The 19,134-nt window shown below is 62.4% G+C and carries 11 protein-coding genes; 8 read left to right on the top strand and 3 right to left on the bottom strand.

Going from position 1 to position 19,134, the window contains the following annotated elements:
* Positions 1–3 precede the first annotated feature (3 nt).
* Positions 4–4,584 carry an RHS repeat-associated core domain-containing protein gene (locus AB7M33_RS26080; RefSeq protein WP_454243974.1) on the bottom strand — a complete coding sequence of 1,527 codons (4,581 nt, stop codon included), beginning with the start codon at positions 4,582–4,584 and terminating at the stop codon, positions 4–6.
* On the bottom strand, positions 4,577–7,336 hold the full coding sequence (locus AB7M33_RS26075; RefSeq protein WP_454243973.1) for a type VI secretion system Vgr family protein: 2,760 nt from the start codon (positions 7,334–7,336) through the stop codon (positions 4,577–4,579). Before AB7M33_RS26075 ends, AB7M33_RS26080 begins: the two co-directional genes overlap by 8 nt.
* 350 nt (positions 7,337–7,686) lie before the next feature.
* Between AB7M33_RS26075 and AB7M33_RS26070 the strand changes: the two genes are divergently transcribed.
* From AB7M33_RS26070 to AB7M33_RS26060, 3 genes are read left to right on the top strand one after another with little or no spacing between them, the layout of a single operon-like run.
* A complete protein-coding gene (locus AB7M33_RS26070) occupies positions 7,687–8,355 on the top strand; it encodes an ABC transporter ATP-binding protein (protein WP_099428970.1) in 669 nt (222 codons plus the stop codon).
* Positions 8,352–10,814 carry an ABC transporter permease gene (locus AB7M33_RS26065; protein WP_454243972.1) on the top strand — a complete coding sequence of 821 codons (2,463 nt, stop codon included), beginning with the start codon at positions 8,352–8,354 and terminating at the stop codon, positions 10,812–10,814. The genes AB7M33_RS26070 and AB7M33_RS26065 overlap by 4 nt, the downstream gene beginning before the upstream one ends.
* The gene (locus AB7M33_RS26060; RefSeq protein ID WP_454243971.1) at positions 10,804–11,865 is read left to right on the top strand and encodes a lipocalin-like domain-containing protein; all 1,062 of its coding nucleotides are present in this window, start codon (positions 10,804–10,806) and stop codon (positions 11,863–11,865) included. The genes AB7M33_RS26065 and AB7M33_RS26060 overlap by 11 nt, the downstream gene beginning before the upstream one ends.
* A 279-nt stretch (positions 11,866–12,144) precedes the next feature.
* Here AB7M33_RS26060 and AB7M33_RS26055 read toward each other — a convergent pair whose 3' ends face one another.
* Positions 12,145–12,891, bottom strand: coding sequence for an enoyl-CoA hydratase (locus tag AB7M33_RS26055; protein WP_454243970.1), 747 nt, complete (start codon positions 12,889–12,891; stop codon positions 12,145–12,147).
* Positions 12,892–13,021: 130 nt separating this feature from the next.
* Here AB7M33_RS26055 and AB7M33_RS26050 point away from each other — a divergent pair, with 130 nt between their 5' ends.
* The 5 genes from AB7M33_RS26050 (at position 13,022) to AB7M33_RS26030 (ending at position 19,091) form a co-directional block, all read left to right on the top strand.
* Positions 13,022–13,666 carry a TetR family transcriptional regulator C-terminal domain-containing protein gene (locus AB7M33_RS26050; protein WP_027593676.1) on the top strand — a complete coding sequence of 215 codons (645 nt, stop codon included), beginning with the start codon at positions 13,022–13,024 and terminating at the stop codon, positions 13,664–13,666.
* A 74-nt stretch (positions 13,667–13,740) separates the two neighbouring features.
* Entirely contained in the window at positions 13,741–14,457 is a 717-nt protein-coding gene (locus AB7M33_RS26045) for a response regulator (protein WP_099428974.1), read from the top strand.
* Positions 14,458–14,462: 5 nt separating this feature from the next.
* Positions 14,463–15,236, top strand: a complete 774-nt coding sequence (locus tag AB7M33_RS26040) for a substrate-binding periplasmic protein (protein WP_027593674.1) — start codon at positions 14,463–14,465, stop codon at positions 15,234–15,236.
* The gene (locus tag AB7M33_RS26035) at positions 15,233–17,485 is read left to right on the top strand and encodes an ATP-binding protein (protein WP_454243969.1); all 2,253 of its coding nucleotides are present in this window, start codon (positions 15,233–15,235) and stop codon (positions 17,483–17,485) included. The genes AB7M33_RS26040 and AB7M33_RS26035 overlap by 4 nt, the downstream gene beginning before the upstream one ends.
* Before the next feature lie 196 nt (positions 17,486–17,681).
* Complete coding sequence (locus AB7M33_RS26030; protein ID WP_454243968.1) at positions 17,682–19,091, top strand: amino acid permease; 1,410 nt, start codon at positions 17,682–17,684, stop codon at positions 19,089–19,091.
* The last annotated feature ends 43 nt before the right edge of the window (positions 19,092–19,134 follow it).

Genomic DNA, 19,134 nt, shown 5'->3' with positions numbered 1-19,134 from the left:
CTCCTAACACGTGCAGTTTAAACTTTTTCCATCAGGTGTTGCTAGTCCTTGTTCGATATCCAGCTTAGTAGGAGGATAATGGGGCAAGTCTATTAGTTCGCCATTGATGGATTTAGGGTGAACTCGATTTATTTTTCCAGAATGATCATACGTCTCTTCCCATGTTCGCACCTGTCCTGTCTTAGGATTCCACTCGGTCGTTCGGGATCTTCCTCTCGTGGGACCTGGAGTGCGGGCTAAAGCTTCCCTCTCGTGGTATCGAATTCTTCCGTCCGGAAGAGCCCGCTCCCTTACTGCTTTTGCTTGAGCAGTTTCTAAGATGGATAATTTGCGTTCTAGAGTGGCGGTAGGTCGGAAATCTCTGTTTGAAGCCAGACCAAACGGATCCGTCCATTCAATCGGGTTAGGAGCATAAACGTAGATGTTAAGGCCGCCTGCGAAACCTATTGGATCCCTACTGATGAATCGACCTGTTTGCGGGGAGTAGTACCGGTGGCGATTAAAGTGCAAGCCTGTTTCAACATCGTAGTACTGGCCTTGAAAACGCAGCGGATTACAGCTCTGTGCCAACTCGGTGTCATTGGGTCGTTTCTCCCTTGCATGTCCCCATGCTCTATATGTATTGCTCCGCCCAATTAATCCTTCATCGGAAGTAAGCTCCATCGCTGTACCCAAATGATCACATTGATACCAGTCAAGAGTGTCGAATGGCTTCGGTGCTGTCTTTTGCTGCCAAACCGGATCTCGTTCGACGTCGTAGGGGAAGTCATAATTCGGCTGATGCAGCATCTCTTCAATATGGTTCATCACCCCTTGCGCGACCGGAACGAACGTGCCTGGTTCAAACACATAATGTGTGGTCTGCCCCTTGCCGTGTCGGCCTAGCTGCTCGAACGCCAGCGTGTCACCGTCCCAGATAAATAGCGTCAGATCGCAGCCCAGCTTCTCATCCAGCGCACGCCGCGCATTCTCATTCCAAACCGGTCCAGCCTGGACACGATTGCGGTACTTCGAGCGCGAGTCCTTGTAGACACGGCGGCCTAAAGCGTCATAGCCAAACTCGACAACCAGCCGATCGTCCTCGTATCTACGCAGGCGGTCGTACAGGTCCCAGGTGAACTTGCCAGCCTTGCCATTCTCTATCCGCTCCAGCAGATTGCCGCGCTCGTCGTACCGGTATTGCGTTCCGCAGTAGCTGCGCAGTACGTTGTCCATCAGCTTGCGTGGCGAGTGCGGATTTGGCCCGGGCGGTGCCTCGGGGTCCAGCAGGTTGCTCGCTGGGTCAAAGGCAAATATTTCCTTCTCGTAGTTAAGGCTGGCTTCAAGCAAACGACCAACCGGGTCATAACGGTAGCGCAGATCGCCACGGTTCAAGTCTTTGATGTGGCATAGCTGCCCGGCTCCGTCATAACGGTAGGTGCGCGCCGCTATGCGTTTGGACTCACCTTGCCGAGCCAGCGTCTGTTCCAGCAACTGGCCATTCGGGCTCCAAGTCTGTCGTTGGACCAGGCCATTGCCCTGCACGCGACCGATCTCCCGGTGCAGATCATCGCGCTCGTAACTGATCAACTCCTGATCATCGAGTTTGAGCGCGAGCAGGTGGCCGCTGCCGTAAGTCAGCCAGCTGACTCGGTGGCCATCGGGACGGGTGGTGGCGACGCGGTGGTTGAGAGCATCGTACTCATGCTTAAAGACTGCAACCTGTGGTTTGACCAGATAATCAAGCCACTGATGCTCGCGCGTATTGTTGCCTGCGGCATCGTAGAACCACTGCAGTTTGCAGGTGCCGTTCTCAGCCCAGGTCAGATTGCCATTGCCGTCATAGGCAAAGGTCTCGATCTCCCATTTCTCACCGCCGCGTCTGCCTGCTTTGCGTTCAAGAAGTCGGCCCATAGGGTCGTAAGTGAAATGGCTGGTCCTATCTCCATCCAAGCGCCGAGTCGGCAGGTTACTGCCGTTGTCGTACAGGTAATGGGTGGTTTCCTGGTCGAAGCCGGTTTCCTTGAGCAGTCGACCTACAGGGTCATACTTGAAGCTGGCCTCGCTGTTGTTCTCGTTGCGCAGACGCACGAGCTGGCCGAGCTTGTCCCAGTGGTAGGTGAGGGTGGTGTCGTTGGCGTTGTGGCGTTGATGGATCAGCCCGGCTTCGTTGTAGTCCCAGCGGGTGCGACGGTGCAGGGCGTCGGTGTGGCTGAGTAGTCGGCCTTCGGCATCGCGTTCGAAACGCTCTTTGGTCTTGTCTGGGTGGATAAGCCGTACCAGCTGGCCGGCTTCGTAGTGGTACTCGGTCATCTCATCGGCGGCGTTGATGAGTTTGGCCAGTTGGCCCGAGGCGTTGTACTTCCACTGTGTGGATTTGCCCGAGCAATCGGTGTAGCTGATCAGCTGCCCATCGCGGTTGTAGGCCAACTTCTTCTCACCGCCGTTGGCATCGGTAATGGCGATGGGCAGGTTGTCACTGCTGTATCGGTAGAGCGTTTTGTTCTCCAGGGGATCCTGGGTTTCGATGATGTTGCCGCGCTGATCGTAGTCGTACTTCCACAGCCCGCCCTCGGCATCTCGTGTTTTGAAACGCTGATCCAGGTCGTCGTAGGCGTGATGGATCGATGTCCCATCGGGTCGGGTATGCTGCAGCAGGTTGCCGCGTTCGTCGTAGGCGTAGACATCACTGCTGCCATCGGTGTGGATGTGCTGGGTGATGTTTTTGGCGGCATCGCGATACAGCCATTCCTCGTTACGGTCGGGATGGATGATGCGATAGGGGTAGCCGAGAATGTCGCAGAAGTGCTGGGTTTCATTGCCGTTGGCATCCACGATGCGGGTCCGGCGGATGTCTGGGTCCCAGCTCAAGCGGGTATCGAGGCTGCCATCGTCTCCCCATTCGCGGATGGCCTTGGCATCAGCGCCTTCACCGAGCCATTCGAGGTTCATGCACCGGCCGGTGCGGTCGGTGTAGCGGGTGACCAGATGGTGCTGGTACTGATAGGTCCACTGAGCCCCGTGCTCATCGCTCGCAGTGCATAGATCGCCGTGCGTGTCGTATGTATAGGTCGCCAGTTGGCGTTGCGGTTGGCCGTCGTGCATCAACCATAACGCGATGACATGTCCCTGATCGTTGATCTGTGTGTGGATGTGATGATGGGGCGTATCGTTTTGATACGTCACCAGATCGGAAAGCACGGATGTGTCAGCTACTCGGTGTTCATAGTGCAGGTCTATGCGTGCTCCGCCCTTGTTCTTGATGGTCGTGAGGCGGAACTGATCGCCATGACGTTGGTAGATCTCCTGGCTATCATGGCCTCGTAGTATGGCGAGGGTGTCGTTTGCGATCCGTGCGATGACTACGTTCTCGATGGCGTCGTAGTGGCTGCCTTTGAGCTTCGGCAACGCATAGCGCTGGCTTCTGCCATCGCTGCCATGGAAAGTGAGGTGGTCTTCATTCAGATCGAAGCGTGCTGCAAATGGAGTAGTCCAGCGTGCGCCGTAGGGGCTGCTGTCGAAGGCTGACAGAGAGGAACGATAGGTACGGTTCCACTCGATGGGGAACACACCTGGTAGCTGGAAATCGGTGTGGACGATTGTTTCGGTCCCTGTGGCGAAGCTGATGCTGCAATGGGTGCCAGCTTTTGTCCCGCGCTTTTTGCAGTTTGGGTCTGCCTTTGTCGCGCGTTGGGCGGGAGCCGCCTCGGTGCCGTGGCGCCCCTGCACATTGCGGCTTTGGCTGGTTGAGTTTGGCGCGATGTTGCTTCGCCTCGGTGTGTACCCTCTTTTACGTAAAGCCAGGCTTAGTACGCTCAGAATATCGGCGATGCTGCCAGGGTTCGCCTTGCTGCCAATTGCGACTATTTTCTCGCCTGCCATCCGGCCGATGCTTTCGAGGCTTCGTGCTGCAGGTTCAAGAAGTTTTTTTAGCTTTTCGTTTTGTCCGAACCCCAGTTCATTTTTGCTGAAGCCAAGCCCCGTTTTTCGTTTGAAATAGTCAGAGGCTTCCGCCACTAATCGTACTCCGGGGAACAGGGCGGTCAGGGCGACATCCTTCACTGTCCCGTCTGCCACCGACCGGATCAAGTTGGCCAGGAACCTGCAGACCTCGACAACTTTCTCGGCGAAGCTGGCAAGAATGCTCTGCAACTTGGCTTCGATCTCGCCTATGAACGCTTCGAGGTCCCCAGGACAAACATGGGCTAGCGCACCTTCAATCGCTTTGAGAAGCGCTTGAGCAATGCCGTCCTTGGACGCGGTTCTTAGCGACTTCAGCGCTGGGCGCATGACTATCCGCGCCGGGCCGATACCAGGTAATGGAGCGATTGCGAATAGGTTGATGCCTAGACCTACCCAGTTGAACACGTCAGCTCGATAGGCACTGTCACCTTTGGCCAGTTCTATGATGTCGCCAATGGCATCCGTAGCCGCAAAAATCGACCCGGCGACAGGTAGCATCTCGCCTACGGATATGACGGTCCTCCAGTTAACAATGTCTCCAGTGAGGTCTGTGAGCCACTTGGCCAGCATCTCGGTGCTGGCTGTTACGTCTTCTTCATCGAAGGTATCTTTAGGGGCGACCACCCCGCTGCACCTATCCATGTTGGTTGTTCCTTGTATTGCGGAGCGTCATCGGATGGGAGCGCTCTTTCAACGTTGCTTCGGTGGCGAGTGGAGCCTTGAGGGCCGCCTGCATGAGGTGCTTGGGATCGCGAGCATCCATCTCCCCTGACTTGATGAGTTGATTGACCGCCTCCTGCATTGCGTCTGCCGGACTGAGGGGCATGCTTTTGTCGGAGGTGGTTGACGGGGGCGGCTCCTGGAACGGTGCTGCAGACGCAGCCCTGGCTTTGTCTCGCCCGAACTGCACTTTCACGGGGCCGGATGCGAGACCTGATACGGCAGAAAACCCGTTCTCATCCAAAGTGCCTTTGATGACTTGACCTAGCGCGTCTTCAACTTCGTACTTGGCTCCTTTGAATGCGTGGTTATTTGCGTAATGCTGAAAAAGCTCCAGATTGCCCTTGCCCGATTTGAGGTCTTCAGGAAACGCCGCCGCCTGGCTCTTTGAGGCCTTGTAGATGAAGTCCGTCGCGTGTGCCGTGTACTGCCCAGCCGTGGCGTGCAGAATGCCGCCCGCGTTGTAGGTCGTACTGCTGCCACCGGCTTGAATCACCAGTTCCTCCTTGGCACTGAGGGTGATCCGTTCTGCGGTCACGGTGACCTTGAGCTTGGCCAGCAGGTTGATGTTGTCCTTGAGCGCTTTCAGGTCGATGTCGCCGGAGGCCGCGACTAGTCGCCAGCCCATGCTCTGTACGAACTGCCGTATGCCCCGACTGGCACTGATTAACAGGCGCTTGCCGATGGCCATGCTGGTGTGGCCGCCTGTGCTAAGGCCCAGGTGTTCGCCGCTGGCGATGTGGGTGGATTCCGGTGTGCTTGTCGCAATGCCGGCCGGGCTGGCGATCACCAGTTGCGGATCGGCCAGTTCGGCGAAGCGGTTGGCTTCAGGGTTGCCACCGCTGCCGCGAATGGCGTCGTGCTGGGCCTTGAGGGCTTCGCCCACCTCATCCTGATCGCCGCCGTCTTGGGCCAGGTGATCGCGGGCTTCACTGGCAAAGGTGCTGTGATATTCCTGGGCTACCTTCAGGCGTTCGGCGGTTTCCGCCAAGTCGGTGTGATGCTCGGTGGCGCGGCTACGCGTTTCCGTCGTTACCAGCAGCCCGCCACCGGCGCGCACCACGCCGTGGGTATCAGTGCGCAGCTCGAAACCTTGCCCACGCGGCTTGCCGCCAAAGTGGCGAGGATGGGTGAGGTAACCGAGGTTCAGTGCCGAGTGGTCGTGATCGCTCATCAGCGCCGCGCTGATCTGCCCGGTGGTGTCGTCCAGGCGCAGTTCGTTGTGGCGTTTGCCGTGGTGCTCCTTGCTGCGTATCGGGCTGAGTGCCTTGAACTCAGGCAACCGGTACGGCGGGCGGTTGACGATGTGGTAGCTGCGCCCGGTGATCATCGGCTGATCGGGATCGCCGTTGAGAAAACTGACCACCACTTCCTGACCAATCCGGGGAATGGCCATGTGGCCCCAGGTGGCGCCGGCCCAGGCTTGGGTGACCCGCACCCAGCATGAGCTTTTCTCATCGTCCTGGCCGAGACGGTCCCAGGGGAATTGCACGCGCACACGGCCGTGCTCGTCACAGTAGATTTCCTCACCGGGTGGCCCGACTACCTTGGCCATCTGCGGGCCTTCGATTACCGGTTTGGGGCGGGCAGGGGCGTGCCATTCGACTTGCGCAGGTATGAGGGTGGCGGTGAGCGTGTAGGACGTGCCAACTTCGGCTTCGGCAGCATCCTCTTCCAGTGCCGTAAACTGGCGGCCCCTGTGGGTGATCCGCAGTGGCCGCCAGAGGATGTTCATGTCCTCCCGGGCATGGCCAGCCAGCTGGAAGGCGATACCCGGTTGCAGGCGAGCATCATCGCCTTCGACTTCGGCCACGCGAGCATCGCTGAACAGGGCATCGACTTTGGTCTGGGTGAACGGCTTGCCGGCGTTGTCGTGCTTGTAGCGGCCAGGGTAGTCGTAGCGTTCGTAGTCGTTGCTTTGATTGCCCATGTCCTGAGGGAACATGGTGTGCTCATGGTTGTAGCGTGGGTGGGTAAAGGTGTAGTCGCGCTGGACTTGGCTGCTGGTGCGTACCTGTTCGCGGTAGGCGAAGTGGCGCAGGCAGGGTTGCTGCTCCATGCCGCCGCGGTTGGCGACATACAATACTGGCTCGCCTTCCAGGCTACCGAAATTGCTGATGTGATCCGTCTGGATCACCACGTGGTTGGCTGCGCTGTGCTCGAAGGTGCAGATCAAGCCTTCCTCGGCCGACAGGCGCCAGAAGAAACCCAGGTCCGGGTCGCCGGCCTGGACGCAGAATTCGCGGCTCTGGTGTGGGTTGACCACATACTGGATCAAAGTGCCCCATTGGCGTTCGCGGAACAGTTCCTCTAACAGCTGCGGGACCGGGCGGTGCTGGAAGATGCGCCAATCCGATTGCAGGCCCGCGCGGGCCAGTTGTGGCTCGATCACGGCGCGGTAGCGGGTGCGGCGGTGACCGGTCTTGCCTTGCTCGAAACTGCTGATCAGGCCGTGGACATGGCGGACGGCTTCCTGCTGCTGCCAGATGGTCAGCACGGCGGGTTGGTCTAGAAGGGTGGCGAAGTCGGCGTCGTCGGCGAAGCTGACCAGTTCGACTTCCAGGCGGTACAACTCGCTGACTCCTTCGGTCAGTTCGAACGACACCACATCAAACGCTATTGCCTCATCGGCGGGTGTGCTGAAGGTGAAGCGCACATCGTTCAAGTTGCTCATACGGGCTCCTGCTGTTCATCCCATCGGGCAGGTTTATCGGGCCGGACGCGTTGTAGAATGCGGGGCATAAGTGCACCCAAAGACCGTAACGGGGAATCCATTCCTCGTCGCCGTAATGGCTTCCTAAAGAGTTGTAGGAAGTTTCGCTAAATGCGGATCTTGTATGTTTCTGAGCAAAGCCGTGCTCGCTGCGCTTTGGGCACAGGGGGCTGTTAAGTGAAGTCAATTAGGGGTTGCCGAATATCAAGGTCCCACTCGACGTAGTGATCAACATGACGTCCTGGTAACCCTTGCACAGCCGTGACCTGCTATGCCTATGGGATACAACGCGCAAAGAGGACAGTCCCCCGATGCTGGTCGTCGAGCAACTGCACAAGTCATTCATCACCCCCCAAGGCCCGCTGCCGGTACTGCAGGGCATCGACCTGCGCCTGGCGCGCGGCAGCAGCCTGGCGCTGATGGGGGAGTCGGGGAGTGGCAAGAGCACCTTGTTGCATTTGATTGCCGGCCTGGACCGGGCCGACAGCGGGCGCATCCTGATTGATGACGAACCCCTCGATGGCCGTTCGGAGTCGGCACTGGCGCGGTGGCGCCGGGACGGCATTGGCCTGGTGTTTCAGCAGTACAACCTGATCAGCAGCCTGGACGTGGCGGCCAACCTTGCGTTTCAAGCCCGGCTTGCCAACCGGCATGACCCGCACTGGCTGGCGTACTTGGCAGAGCGCCTGGGGCTGGCTGCGTTATTGACGCGCTACCCGGAACAGCTATCTGGCGGCCAGCAACAGCGGGTCGCCATTGGCCGCGCCCTGGCCGGTCGCCCCGCCTGGGTGTTGGCAGACGAGCCGACCGGCAGCCTTGACGAAGCCAGCAGCGATGAGGTGTTAGGCCTGTTTTTGCAACTGGTCGCCGAGGCCGGCAGCAGTGTCCTGATGGTGACCCACAGCCAGCGCCTGGCGGCGCGGCTAGCGCACAGTTGCTACCTGCAGGCGGGCCGCGTGCGCGCCGAGCACGGCCTATGAGCCCATTGCTGCTGACCCTGCAGGCGCTGTTGAGCCATTGGCGGCGCCATCGCGTGCAGTGCCTTAGCATCTTTACCGGGTTGTGGCTGGCCACTGCGTTATGGACCGGCGTCCAGGCACTCAACAGTCAGGCGCGCAGCGACTACGCCCGCGCCAGTGCGGTACTGGCGGCACCGATGCAGGCGCAATTGGTGCCGCGTGACGGCGAACGCTTCGAGCAGGCGCTGTATGTGCAATTGCGCCAGTTGGGCTGGCCGGTTGCCCCGGTGCTGGAGGGGCGGCTGCGGTTTTCTGGCGAGCAGCCGGTGACTGTCCGGCTGATTGGCGTCGAGCCGTTGAGCTTGCCAGTTTCTACTGCCGTGGCGGGTGTGCGGGTGGCCGATTTCGACCTGCAGGCCTTTATTGGCACGCCGGGGCAGGCCTGGGTAGGGCCGGACACCTTGCGCCAACTGGGCAAAACCGTTAGCGACATGGCCGTCAGCAGCGAAGGGCAGCGGCTGCCACCCTTTGTGCTCAAGCCGGAGTTGGCGCCCGGGGTGATCGTGGTCGACATCGGCCATGCGCAGGCCTTGCTGCAGGCACCCGGACAGCTGTCGCGGCTTCTACTGACAGGGCCTTCGGCGCCCTTGCCCGCAGCCATCGCTGCGCGGCTCGAACTGCAAACACCGAGTGATGACGGTGGCCTGCAACGCCTGACCGAGAGCTTTCACCTGAACCTCACCGCCCTCGGCTTGCTGGCCTTCGTGGTCGGGCTGTTCATCGCCCACGCCGCCATTGGCCTGGCACTGGAGCAGCGCCGTGGCTTGATCAGAAGCCTGCGGGCCTGTGGCGTCAGTTTGCATTGCCTGTTGCTCGGCCTGGCGCTGGAGCTGGGCCTGTTCGCGGTGCTGGGCGGGCTGGCCGGGGTGGCGGGCGGCTATGGGCTGGCCGCGTTGCTGTTGCCAGACGTTGCCGCGAGTTTGCGTGGCTTGTATGGCGCCCAAGTCGCCAGCGTGTTGCACCTGCCGGCAGGGTGGTGGTTGGCTGGGGTGCTGGTGAGTGTGCTCGGGGCCTTGTTGGCGGGGCTGAGCAGTGTTTTGCAGGCGGCGCGCCTGCCCCTGTTGGCGCTGGCTCAACCCCAGGCCTGGCGCTTGGCGCAAGGCCGTTGGTTGCGGCGCCAGACGTGGGTGGCACTGCTGTTGCTGCTGGTGGCGCTTGGCTGTTGGCAACTGGGCCAGGGCTTGGCCAGCGCTTTCGCCTTGCTGGCGGCGTTGTTGCTGGCCTCGGCGTTGCTGTTACCGCCCTTGCTCGACGGCGTGCTGGCCTGGGCTGCGCGTGGGCGCCGACGGCCGCTGTCGCAGTGGTTCGTCGCCGACAGCCGCCAGCAATTACCTGGGTTGAGCCTGGCGCTGATGGCCTTGTTGCTGGCACTGGCCGCCAGTGTTGGCGTGGGCAGCATGACCGAGGGCTTTCGCAAGACCTTCATCGGCTGGCTCGATGCGCGTTTGTCCGCCGACCTTTACGTGACGCCTCGGGACACTGCGCAGGGCCTGCAGATCAGTGAGTGGCTCAAGCAGCAACCTGCGGCCACGGCGGTGCTGCCAGGCTGGCGTGTGGAAACACACCTTAAGGGTTGGCCAGTGCAGGTGCAGGGGGTTATCGACCACCCGGCCTACCGCGACCGCTGGCCGTTGCTGGACCAGCACGCGCAGGCCTGGCAGCAGTTGGCGGCGGGCAAGGCGGTGATGCTCAGTGAACAATTGGCCCGCCGCCTAGGGCTGGCGGTGGGCGACACATTGATGCTGGCGGGCGACGCTGCGCCGCCCATGACGGTTGCGGGGGTGTACGCCGACTATGGCAACCCCAAGGGCCATGTGCTGGTCAATGCCGACTGGCTGCGCAGGCATTGGCCGCAGGCGACATTGACCGGCCTGAGCGTGGATGTCGCGCCCACGCACCTGGCACCCCTCAAAGCTGAGTTGCAGCAGCGCTTTGCCCTGGACGACAGCCGGGTGGTCGAGCAATCGCGCCTGAAGCGCTGGTCGACCGAAGTGTTCAACCGCACCTTTGCCGCCACCGCCGCCCTCAACAGCCTGACACTGGGTGTCGCCGGCGTGGCCATGTTCATCAACCTGCTGACCCTGAGCCAAAGCCGCCTGGGCCAGCTGGCGCCGCTTTGGGCATTGGGTGTGCGGCGCACGCAACTGGTTTGGCTGACCCTGGGCCAGACGCTCATGCTGAGCAGCCTCACCGTGCTGCTGGCGATCCCTGTCGGTGTCGTGTTGGCCTGGTGCCTGGTGGCGGTGGTGAACGTGCAGGCATTTGGCTGGCGGTTGCCGCTGTATGTGTTTCCTGGGCAATTGGTGCAACTGGCGGTGCTGGGCATCCTCACCAGCCTGCTGGCCAGTGCCTGGCCGGTGTGGCAACTGGCGCGGCGACAGCCCAGCGATCTGTTGAGGCAGTTTGCCGATGAACGTTAAAGCCTGTGTCGTGCTGTGCGCGCTGCTGAGCGGCTGCGACCAGCCTGCGCCAGCGCCGCAGAGTTTTGCCGGGTTGGGCGAGCAGGCCAGTGGGTTCAGCCAGGTAACCCGCGATCACCCCTTGGTGTTCCCGCGTGATCACGGGGCTCATGAGGGGTTTCGCATCGAATGGTGGTATGTCACCGCCAACCTTGAAGACGCCCAAGGGCGGGACTGGGGCGCGCAGTGGACGCTGTTCCGTTCGGCCTTGCGCCCGGGGGCGGAAACGGCCGACTGGAACAGCCCGAACCTGTGGATGGGGCATGCTGCCCTGACTGGGCCGGGTGGGCATCGCGCTGGCGAGACCCTGGCGCGTGGCGGTATCGGGCAGGCAGGCGTCGAAGTCCAGCCGTTCCGGGCCTGGATCAATGACTGGTCACTGCAGGGGGGGGAGGGCATTGCAGGGTTGCACATGAAGGCTTCCGGACAAGGCTTTGGCTACAACCTGAGCCTGCGCAGTGACAGGCCGCTGGTGCTGCACGGCAGCCAGGGCTACAGCGAAAAGTCGGGCAAGGGGCAAGCGTCGTATTACTACAGCCAGCCGTTCTACCGCGTCAGCGGCGAGGTGGAGCGCGATGGCCTATGCATTGCGGTCACCGGGCAGGCCTGGCTGGACCGGGAGTGGAGCAGCCAGCCGCTGGCGGCCGGGCAAACGGGCTGGGACTGGTTTTCACTGCACCTGGACAGCGGCGCGAAGCTGATGCTGTTTCAGGTGCGCGAGGCCAAGGGTTTGCCGTATCGGGCGGGGACCTGGGCCAGTGCCCAGGGTGAGGTGGTAGCGCTGCGAGGCGATCAGATTCAGCTTCAGGCGTTGGCCTGGACGCGGCAGGAAAACGGCAAGGAGGTGCCGACACGTTGGCGAGTGCGGGTGCTGGCGTACGGCGTGGATGTGCAGGTTGATGCCGTCGAGCCGCGTGCCTGGATGAACACCCGGTTTCCTTACTGGGAGGGGCCGGTGAGGTTGCAGGGGAGTGCGGGCGGGCGGGGTTATCTGGAGATGACGGGGTATTAGGGGCATGCAGGGGTGTGAGGCTGCCAGGTGTATGGCGATGGGGGTGTGGCGCCTGTGAGATCGAGCGCCGCCCGCGCGGCGCTTCGCAGCACAAGGCTGCTCCCACATTTGTTTCGGGCCAGTCATGTCTGTGAAGGCGGCGCGCGACCGCCTTGTGTGTCCGACTCGATAGCGCGCCATGCACCTGTAGGAGCAGCCTTGTGCTGCGAAGCGCCGCGCGGGCGGCGCTCGATCTCGACAGCGCCGCAAACCTCAACCCGATCACCTCAAACCATCACCTCAATCCTTGATCAACCCCCGTAACGCCGCCTTGGCCTCAGGCGTACGCAGGCATTCGATAAACAACTGGCTCTCCCGCTCCACAGTGGCCTCCAGCTCCGCGCGCCCCCCATCCTTGAGCAGGCGCTTGCTAATGCGCAGCGCTTCTTGCGGGTAACTCTGCAGCCGCCGCGCCAGTTGCCGGGCGGCCGCCAAGCACTGTTCGCCATCGTCATGCAGCTCACTGGCCAAGCCCCAGGCTACCGCCTGCTCACCCTCAAGCAACGCGTTGCCCATCAGCAAGCGGGCGGCGCGGGCGTGCCCGAGCATGCGCGGCAGCAGCAGGCTGGAGCCGAACTCCGGGCATACCCCCAGTGGCGCAAACGGCATGCGCAGCTTGGCCGTGCGGCTGACCAGCACCTGGTCGCAATGCAGCAGCAGGGTGGCGCCGATGCCGATCGCCGCGCCACTGACGGCAGCGATCAGGGGTTTATCCAGGCCCATCACAATGCGCATCAGGCGGAACACCGGGCTGTCCCTGTCGCTGGGCGGGTTGTCGAGGAAATCGCGCAGGTCATTGCCGGCGCTGAAGCAGTGGGGGCCGCCCGTGATCAGCACCGCATCAACGTGCGGGTCTTCGCCCGCCGCCAGCAGCAGGTCGCCAAACTGGCGGTACATGGCGATGTTCAGGGCATTGAGCTTGTCGGGGCGGTTGAAGGTCAGGGTCAGCAGGCCCTGGTCCAGGTCGCGTGTGATCAGGTCGTTCATGGCAGCCGCTTTTGTTGTTGTGGTCAGGCCCGGCAACAGGGTGCATACCGGGCATTGGCCAGTAGGGTTTATCATGGCGCTCGGCTTGCTGTACAGTCGTTCAGCCCAGTCTACTGCCCGAGAATCGCCGATGAGCCAGGAAGCCCGCTACCACCGCATGCTGCCGGAATTGCGCAAAGCCAACCTGGTCGAGGCGACCTTGGTGTGCCTCAAACGCCATGGTTTTCAGGGGGCTTCGATCCGCAAGATTTCCGCCGAGGCGGGGGTTTCGGTGGGGTTGATCAGCCACCATTACGCGGGCAAGGACGAACTGGTGGCCGAAGCTTACATGGCGGTCACCGGGCGGGTCATGGGCTTGCTGCGCGAAGCCATGGCCCAGGCCGCGCCCACGGCCCGCGAACGGCTGTCGGCGTTCTTCCGTGCCTCGTTTTGCGCCGAACTGCTCGACCCGCAACTGCTCGATGCCTGGCTGGCGTTCTGGGGCGCGGTGAAGACCGCCGATGCGATCAACCAGGTGCACGACCATTCCTACGGTGAGTACCGCAACGAGTTGAGCCGGCTGCTCGCCACGCTGGCGGTGGAAGAGGGCTGGCAGGGCTTTGACGCCGACCTGGCGGCGATCAGCCTGAGCGCGTTGCTCGATGGCTTGTGGCTGGAGTCGGGCCTCAACCCGGGCACCTTTACGCCGGCCCAGGGCGTGCAGATCTGCGAGGCCTGGGTGGATGGCTTGCAGGCCGGTGGTCGGCAACGCTTCAGCCTGCCCAAGGGCTGTTGATCGCCTGTTCAGTAACGAGTAGGCTGCTGTCGCGAGTGTGTAGAACAAACCAATAAAAAAAGAGACTTCACGCAATGACGCCTCGGGTATTGATCGTCGATGACGATCCGCTTATTCGTGACTTGCTGCAGGCCTATCTGTCCCAGGAAGGCTATGACGTGCACTGCGCCGACACCGCAGAAAAGGCCGAGGCATTGCTCGGCAGCCAGGACGTCGACCTGGTGCTGCTGGACATTCGCCTGCCCGGCAAGGACGGCCTGACCCTGACCCGCGAGCTGCGGGTGCGCTCGGAAGTCGGCATCATCCTCATCACCGGGCGCAATGACGACATCGACCGCATCGTCGGCCTGGAGTGCGGCGCCGACGACTACATCATGAAACCGCTCAACCCCCGCGAGCTGGTGTCCCGCGCCAAAAACCTGATTCGCCGTGTACGCCATGCCCGCGAGGTGCACCCGGCGCCCGCCTGCGCGCAGTCGCTCAAGCAATTTGCCGACTGGGCACTGGACACTGACCGTCGACGCCTGATCGACCCGCGTGGCGGGCAAACGCTGCTGACCCATGGCGAGTTCCAACTGCTCAGCGTCTTCCTGCGCAACAGCGGCCACACCCTGAGCCGCGACCAGTTGATGGACCAGATCCGCAACCGTGAGTGGGTACCCAACGACCGCTCCATCGACGTGCTGGTCGGCCGCCTGCGCCGCAAGCTGCATGACGACCCGGCCGAGCCGCAACTGATCATCACCATTCATGGCACCGGCTACCTGTTCACCGCCAGCGTGGCCGCGTGAGCACCCTGCGCCGCCTGCTGGCGCTGGCGGTGCTGGTACCAGGCTTGCCAGCAGCGGCGGCTGAGCCGGTGCGCTACTGCGACTACCCCGTGTACCCGCCGATTTCCTGGAGCGATGGCCACCAGGTGCGCGGCCTGGCGCCGACGGTGGTGCGGGAGCTGTTTGCGCGCATGGGCCGAGAGGTGCAAACCGTGGTGCTGGGCAATTGGAAGCGCTGCCTGATGGACGCTGCCGCCGGGCGGGTGGACGTGGTGCTCGCCTACGACAGCGACCAACGTGACCAAGGCATGCGTTTTTCGTCGGTACCGGTGATACGTGAAGAGGTGGCGGTGTTTTTCAATCGCCGTCGGCCCGTGCAGTTTCAGCACCTGGAAGACTTGGCCGGGTACCGTGGTGGCTTGCTCTACGGTGAAAGCTACGGCGCCGACTTCGACCGTTTTGTCGCGCGCCACCAGAACATCGAGCGGGTGTCGTCCAGCCAGCAGAACTTCGGCAAGCTGATCCGTGGGCGCATCGACTTCGTGATCCAGGAGCGGCGTACCGGCGAGCTGTTCATCGAGCACCTGCCCGGCGCCGAAGACATCCGCGCCTTGCCGGCCGCGCTGAGCGTGGACTACCTGCGCGTGGCGGTGTCGCGCCAGTCCTCCCTGAGCCAGCACATGGACGAGATCGACCACCAGTTGCGGCGCATGCACGAAGCTGGCGAGATCGACCGCTGGCTGGAGCAGAGCGAAGTGACCTACCGCGACATGATCAACCTGCCGGCGGATGCCCGATGATCCGCCTGCGCACCGACGGCCTGTTGCGCCGCCTGCTGCTGTTTATCCTGCTGTTCAGCCTGTGCTTCACGGTGCTGGCCAGTTCCGTGCAGCTGTATTTCGAGTACCGCCGCGAGATGCGCGACATCGAGGCGCGCATGGCGTTGATCCGCGCGGGTTACCTGGCCAGCCTGGAGCGCAGCTTGTGGGACCTCGACGAAGCGCAACTGGATGTTCAATTGCGTGGCCTGGTGGACTTTTCAGATGTGGCGCGGGTACGTCTGCTCAGCGATGACTTCACCCTGTTGCGCGGTGAAGCCGAGCCTAAGGGGCCGCTGCGCATCGAGCGTTTCCCGCTGGATTACCAGCCACCGTCGGGGCCGGCACGGCACCTTGGCGAGCTGGAGGTGAGCATCGACCTGGGCGCGGTGCACCGGCGGCTGTATGCCACGGGCCTGGCCAGCCTGTTGTGGATGGGGGTGTTTCTGTGTGGCCTGGCGGTCGCGTTGTCTGGCTTGTTCTACCGCTTGGTGACGCGCCATTTGCAAGTCATGGCCGAGTTTGCCCGGCGGATCGGGGCCGGGCACTGGCAGGAGCCGCTGCGCCTGGATCGCCGCCGTTCGGCGCATGCCGATGAGATCGACACCGTGGCGCATGCACTGGACGACATGCGCCGAGCCATCCTCAGCGACATCGAGCGCCGCGAGCTTGACCGCGTGGCCCTGCAGGACAAGCGTGACGAGCTACAGGCCATGGTCGAGCGGCGTACCGCGAGCCTGGCCCGGGCCAAGGATGAGGCCGAAGCCGCCAACCTGGCCAAGTCACGCTTTTTGGCGACCATGAGCCATGAGCTGCGCACGCCGCTCAATGGCATCCTCGGCATGGCCGAACTGCTACGTGGCGCCAGGCTCGATGCGCTCGACCGGCAACGCCTACAGGCTTTGTACAAGGCGGGCGAAGGGCTGTTGGCCATTCTTAACGAGGTGCTTTGCTTTGCCCGTCTCGAAGAGGGCGAGAGCCAGGCCGAAATGCTCGGTTTCTCACTGCGCCAGTTGTGCACGGAGGTGCTGGCATTGCTCGAACCAATGGCCTTGGAACGCGGCGACACCCTGCACGTGGAGGTCGATGAGCAACTGGCGGCGCATCAGCATGGCGCCGAGCAGTACCTGCGCCAGGTACTGAGCAACCTGCTGGCCAACGCCATCAAGTTCACCGCGCACGGCCAGGTCGAACTCAGGGTGCAGGTGCTGGCCAGCGATCAGAACGGGCAGCGCCTGCGCGTATCGGTCAGTGACAATGGCATTGGCATCGAACCGGCCATGCAGGCGAAGATTTTTGACCGTTTCGTGCAGGCCAGCGAAGCGGTGGCCCGGCGCTATGGTGGCACTGGCCTGGGCTTGGCGATCTGCAAGCACCTGGTGGAAAAACTTGGCGGCCGCATCGGCCTGAACAGCGTGCCGGGGCAGGGCAGTTGCTTCTGGTTCGAGCTAGACATGGCGCGTGGGCAGCCTGCCGTTGCCCATGAGCCGGCAGGCTCGGCGTCGGCCAGCCTGAGTATCCTGGTGGTCGAGGACGTGGCGTTGAACCGTGAGGTGGCGGGTGGGTTGCTGGTACGCGATGGCCACCAGGTGTGCTTTGCCGAGGATGCCGAGCAAGCCCTGCAAGCCTGTGCCCAGCAGCGCTTCGACCTGATCCTGCTGGATGTGCACTTGCCCGGCTTGAGCGGGGTTGAGTTGTGCCGGCGCATCCGCGCCACCCCAGGGCCAAACCGTGGCAGCCGGATCCTGGCGCTGACTGCCGGGGTGCAACCGGCGCAAGTCCCCGATTACCTGGCCGCAGGCATGCAGGGGGTGCTGGCCAAACCGCTGCGGCTGGAGCACCTGCGCCAGGCCCTGGCCGAGGTTGCGCCTGCCCCGGTGGCTGCACCTGGCTCGGGCATGGACTGGTCACTGCTGCAAACCCACCGCAGCTTGCTGGGCGAGCCGAAGCTGCAGGCGCTGCTGGCAGTGCTGCGCCAATCGATCGAGCAGCACGCCACGGCGCTGGCCGAAGCCTTGCAGGCACGCGACTGCGCTGCAGTGTCGCACTTGGCGCACCGCCTGGCGGGCAGTTGCGATTCCCTCGGCTTTGCTGGCCTGGCTGGCGTGTTGCGCCGCCTCGAAGACGCCGCACAAGGCCAAGATGAACAGGCGCTGCTGGCGCTCAGCGAGCCACTAGCGGCAGAGCTGGAACAGGCCCGCACCACCCTGAAACAGTTGATCCAGAGCTGACGTACAAAAAACTTACGACTTTTTACATCTTTGATCGGTTCGTACAACGGCACCTTACATCCGTTTCCAATAATCGATGGCAACCGTGTTGCACGCGGTCCATGAGGCTTATTGGAGATAACAATAATGACATGCCGTAGCGCTCAGCCCCTCCTTGAACGATCGTTTTGCACCCCCTGCTACAGCGGGGTGAACCATGACTGACACACACGAAGGCAAAATCCAGCTGACCCGCGCGCTGAAAAGCCGGCACATCTTCATGCTGTCGCTGGGCGGCGTGATCGGCACCGGCCTATTCATGGGCTCGGGCGTCACCATCAATCAGGGCGGGCCGGTGGGGGCGATCCTGGCCTACCTGGTGGCGGGGCTGTTGATGTACCTGGTGATGGTCTGCCTGGGCGAGCTGTCGGTGCAGATGCCGGTTTCCGGTTCGTTCCAGGCCCATGCCACCAAGTTCATCGGCCCAGCCACGGGCTTCATGATTGGCTGGGTGTACTGGATGAGTTGGGCCACCACGGTGGGCCTGGAGTTCACCGCTGCGGGCATGCTGATGACCCGCTGGTTCCCCGAGGTGCCAATCTGGTATTGGTCGGCGTTGTTCGTGGTCGTGCTGTTCGGCCTCAATGCTCTGGCCACACGGGCCTTTGGCGAGGCGGAGTACTGGTTCTCGGGGATCAAGGTGGCGACCATCCTCGGCTTTATCGTGGTCGGCCTGCTGGTGATCTTCGGCGCCATCCCGCTGAACAACGGGGCGCCGGCTCCGATGCTGAACAACTTGGTGGGCGAGTCGCTGTTCCCCCATGGCCTGTCGGCGGTGTTCGCGGTGATGATGACCGTGGTGTATGCCTTCCAGGGCTGCGAAATCATGGGCGTGGCGGCCGGTGAGACCGAGCACCCGGAAAAGAGCATCCCCCGGGCCGTGCGCAACGTGGTGTTCCGCGTGCTGATCTTCTATGTGCTGGCGATTGCCGTGCTGTCGGCCATCGTGCCGTTCGAGCAGGCCGGGTTGATGGAAAGCCCGTTCGTGCAGGTGTTCGACATGGTCGGCATTCCCTATGCGGCCGACCTGATGAACTTCGTCATCCTCACCGCCATCCTGTCGGTGGGTAACTCCGGGCTGTATGCCTCCACGCGCATCCTCTGGGCCATGTCCAAGAGCGGCATGGCACCCAAGAGCCTGTCGCCGCTGAGCAAGCGCGGCGTGCCACTGCGTGCCCTGAGCATCACCCTGTGCTTTGCCCTGGTGTCGCTGATGACCAGCTTCGTGGCTGCCGACACCTTGTTCATGGTGTTGATGGCCGTGAGCGGCATGTCCGGCACTGTGACCTGGATCGTCATCGCCCTGGCGCAGTACCGGTTCCGCAAGGCGTACCTGCGTGATGGCGGGCAACTGCAGGACCTCAAGTACAAGGCGCCGCTGTACCCCTTGGTGCCGCTGCTGTGCATCACCCTGTGCTGTTCGCTGTTCGTGTTTCTGGCCATCGATGAGACCCAGCGGCCGTCGTTGTACTGGGGCTTTGGTTTCATTGCCCTGTGCTATGCGGCGTATTACGCGGTGAACCGCCGGCGGCAAGGGGCCTTTGCGCCGAGTGCGCCTGGAGTTTGAATCCGCTTGTTGGGGGCAGCCTTGTGCTGCGAAGAGGCCGGTG

Source organism: Pseudomonas sp. Y3 TE3536 (assembly GCF_053629175.1).
Note: the sequence above shows the minus strand (reverse complement) of the source record. Positions and strands in the feature narration are given on the sequence as shown.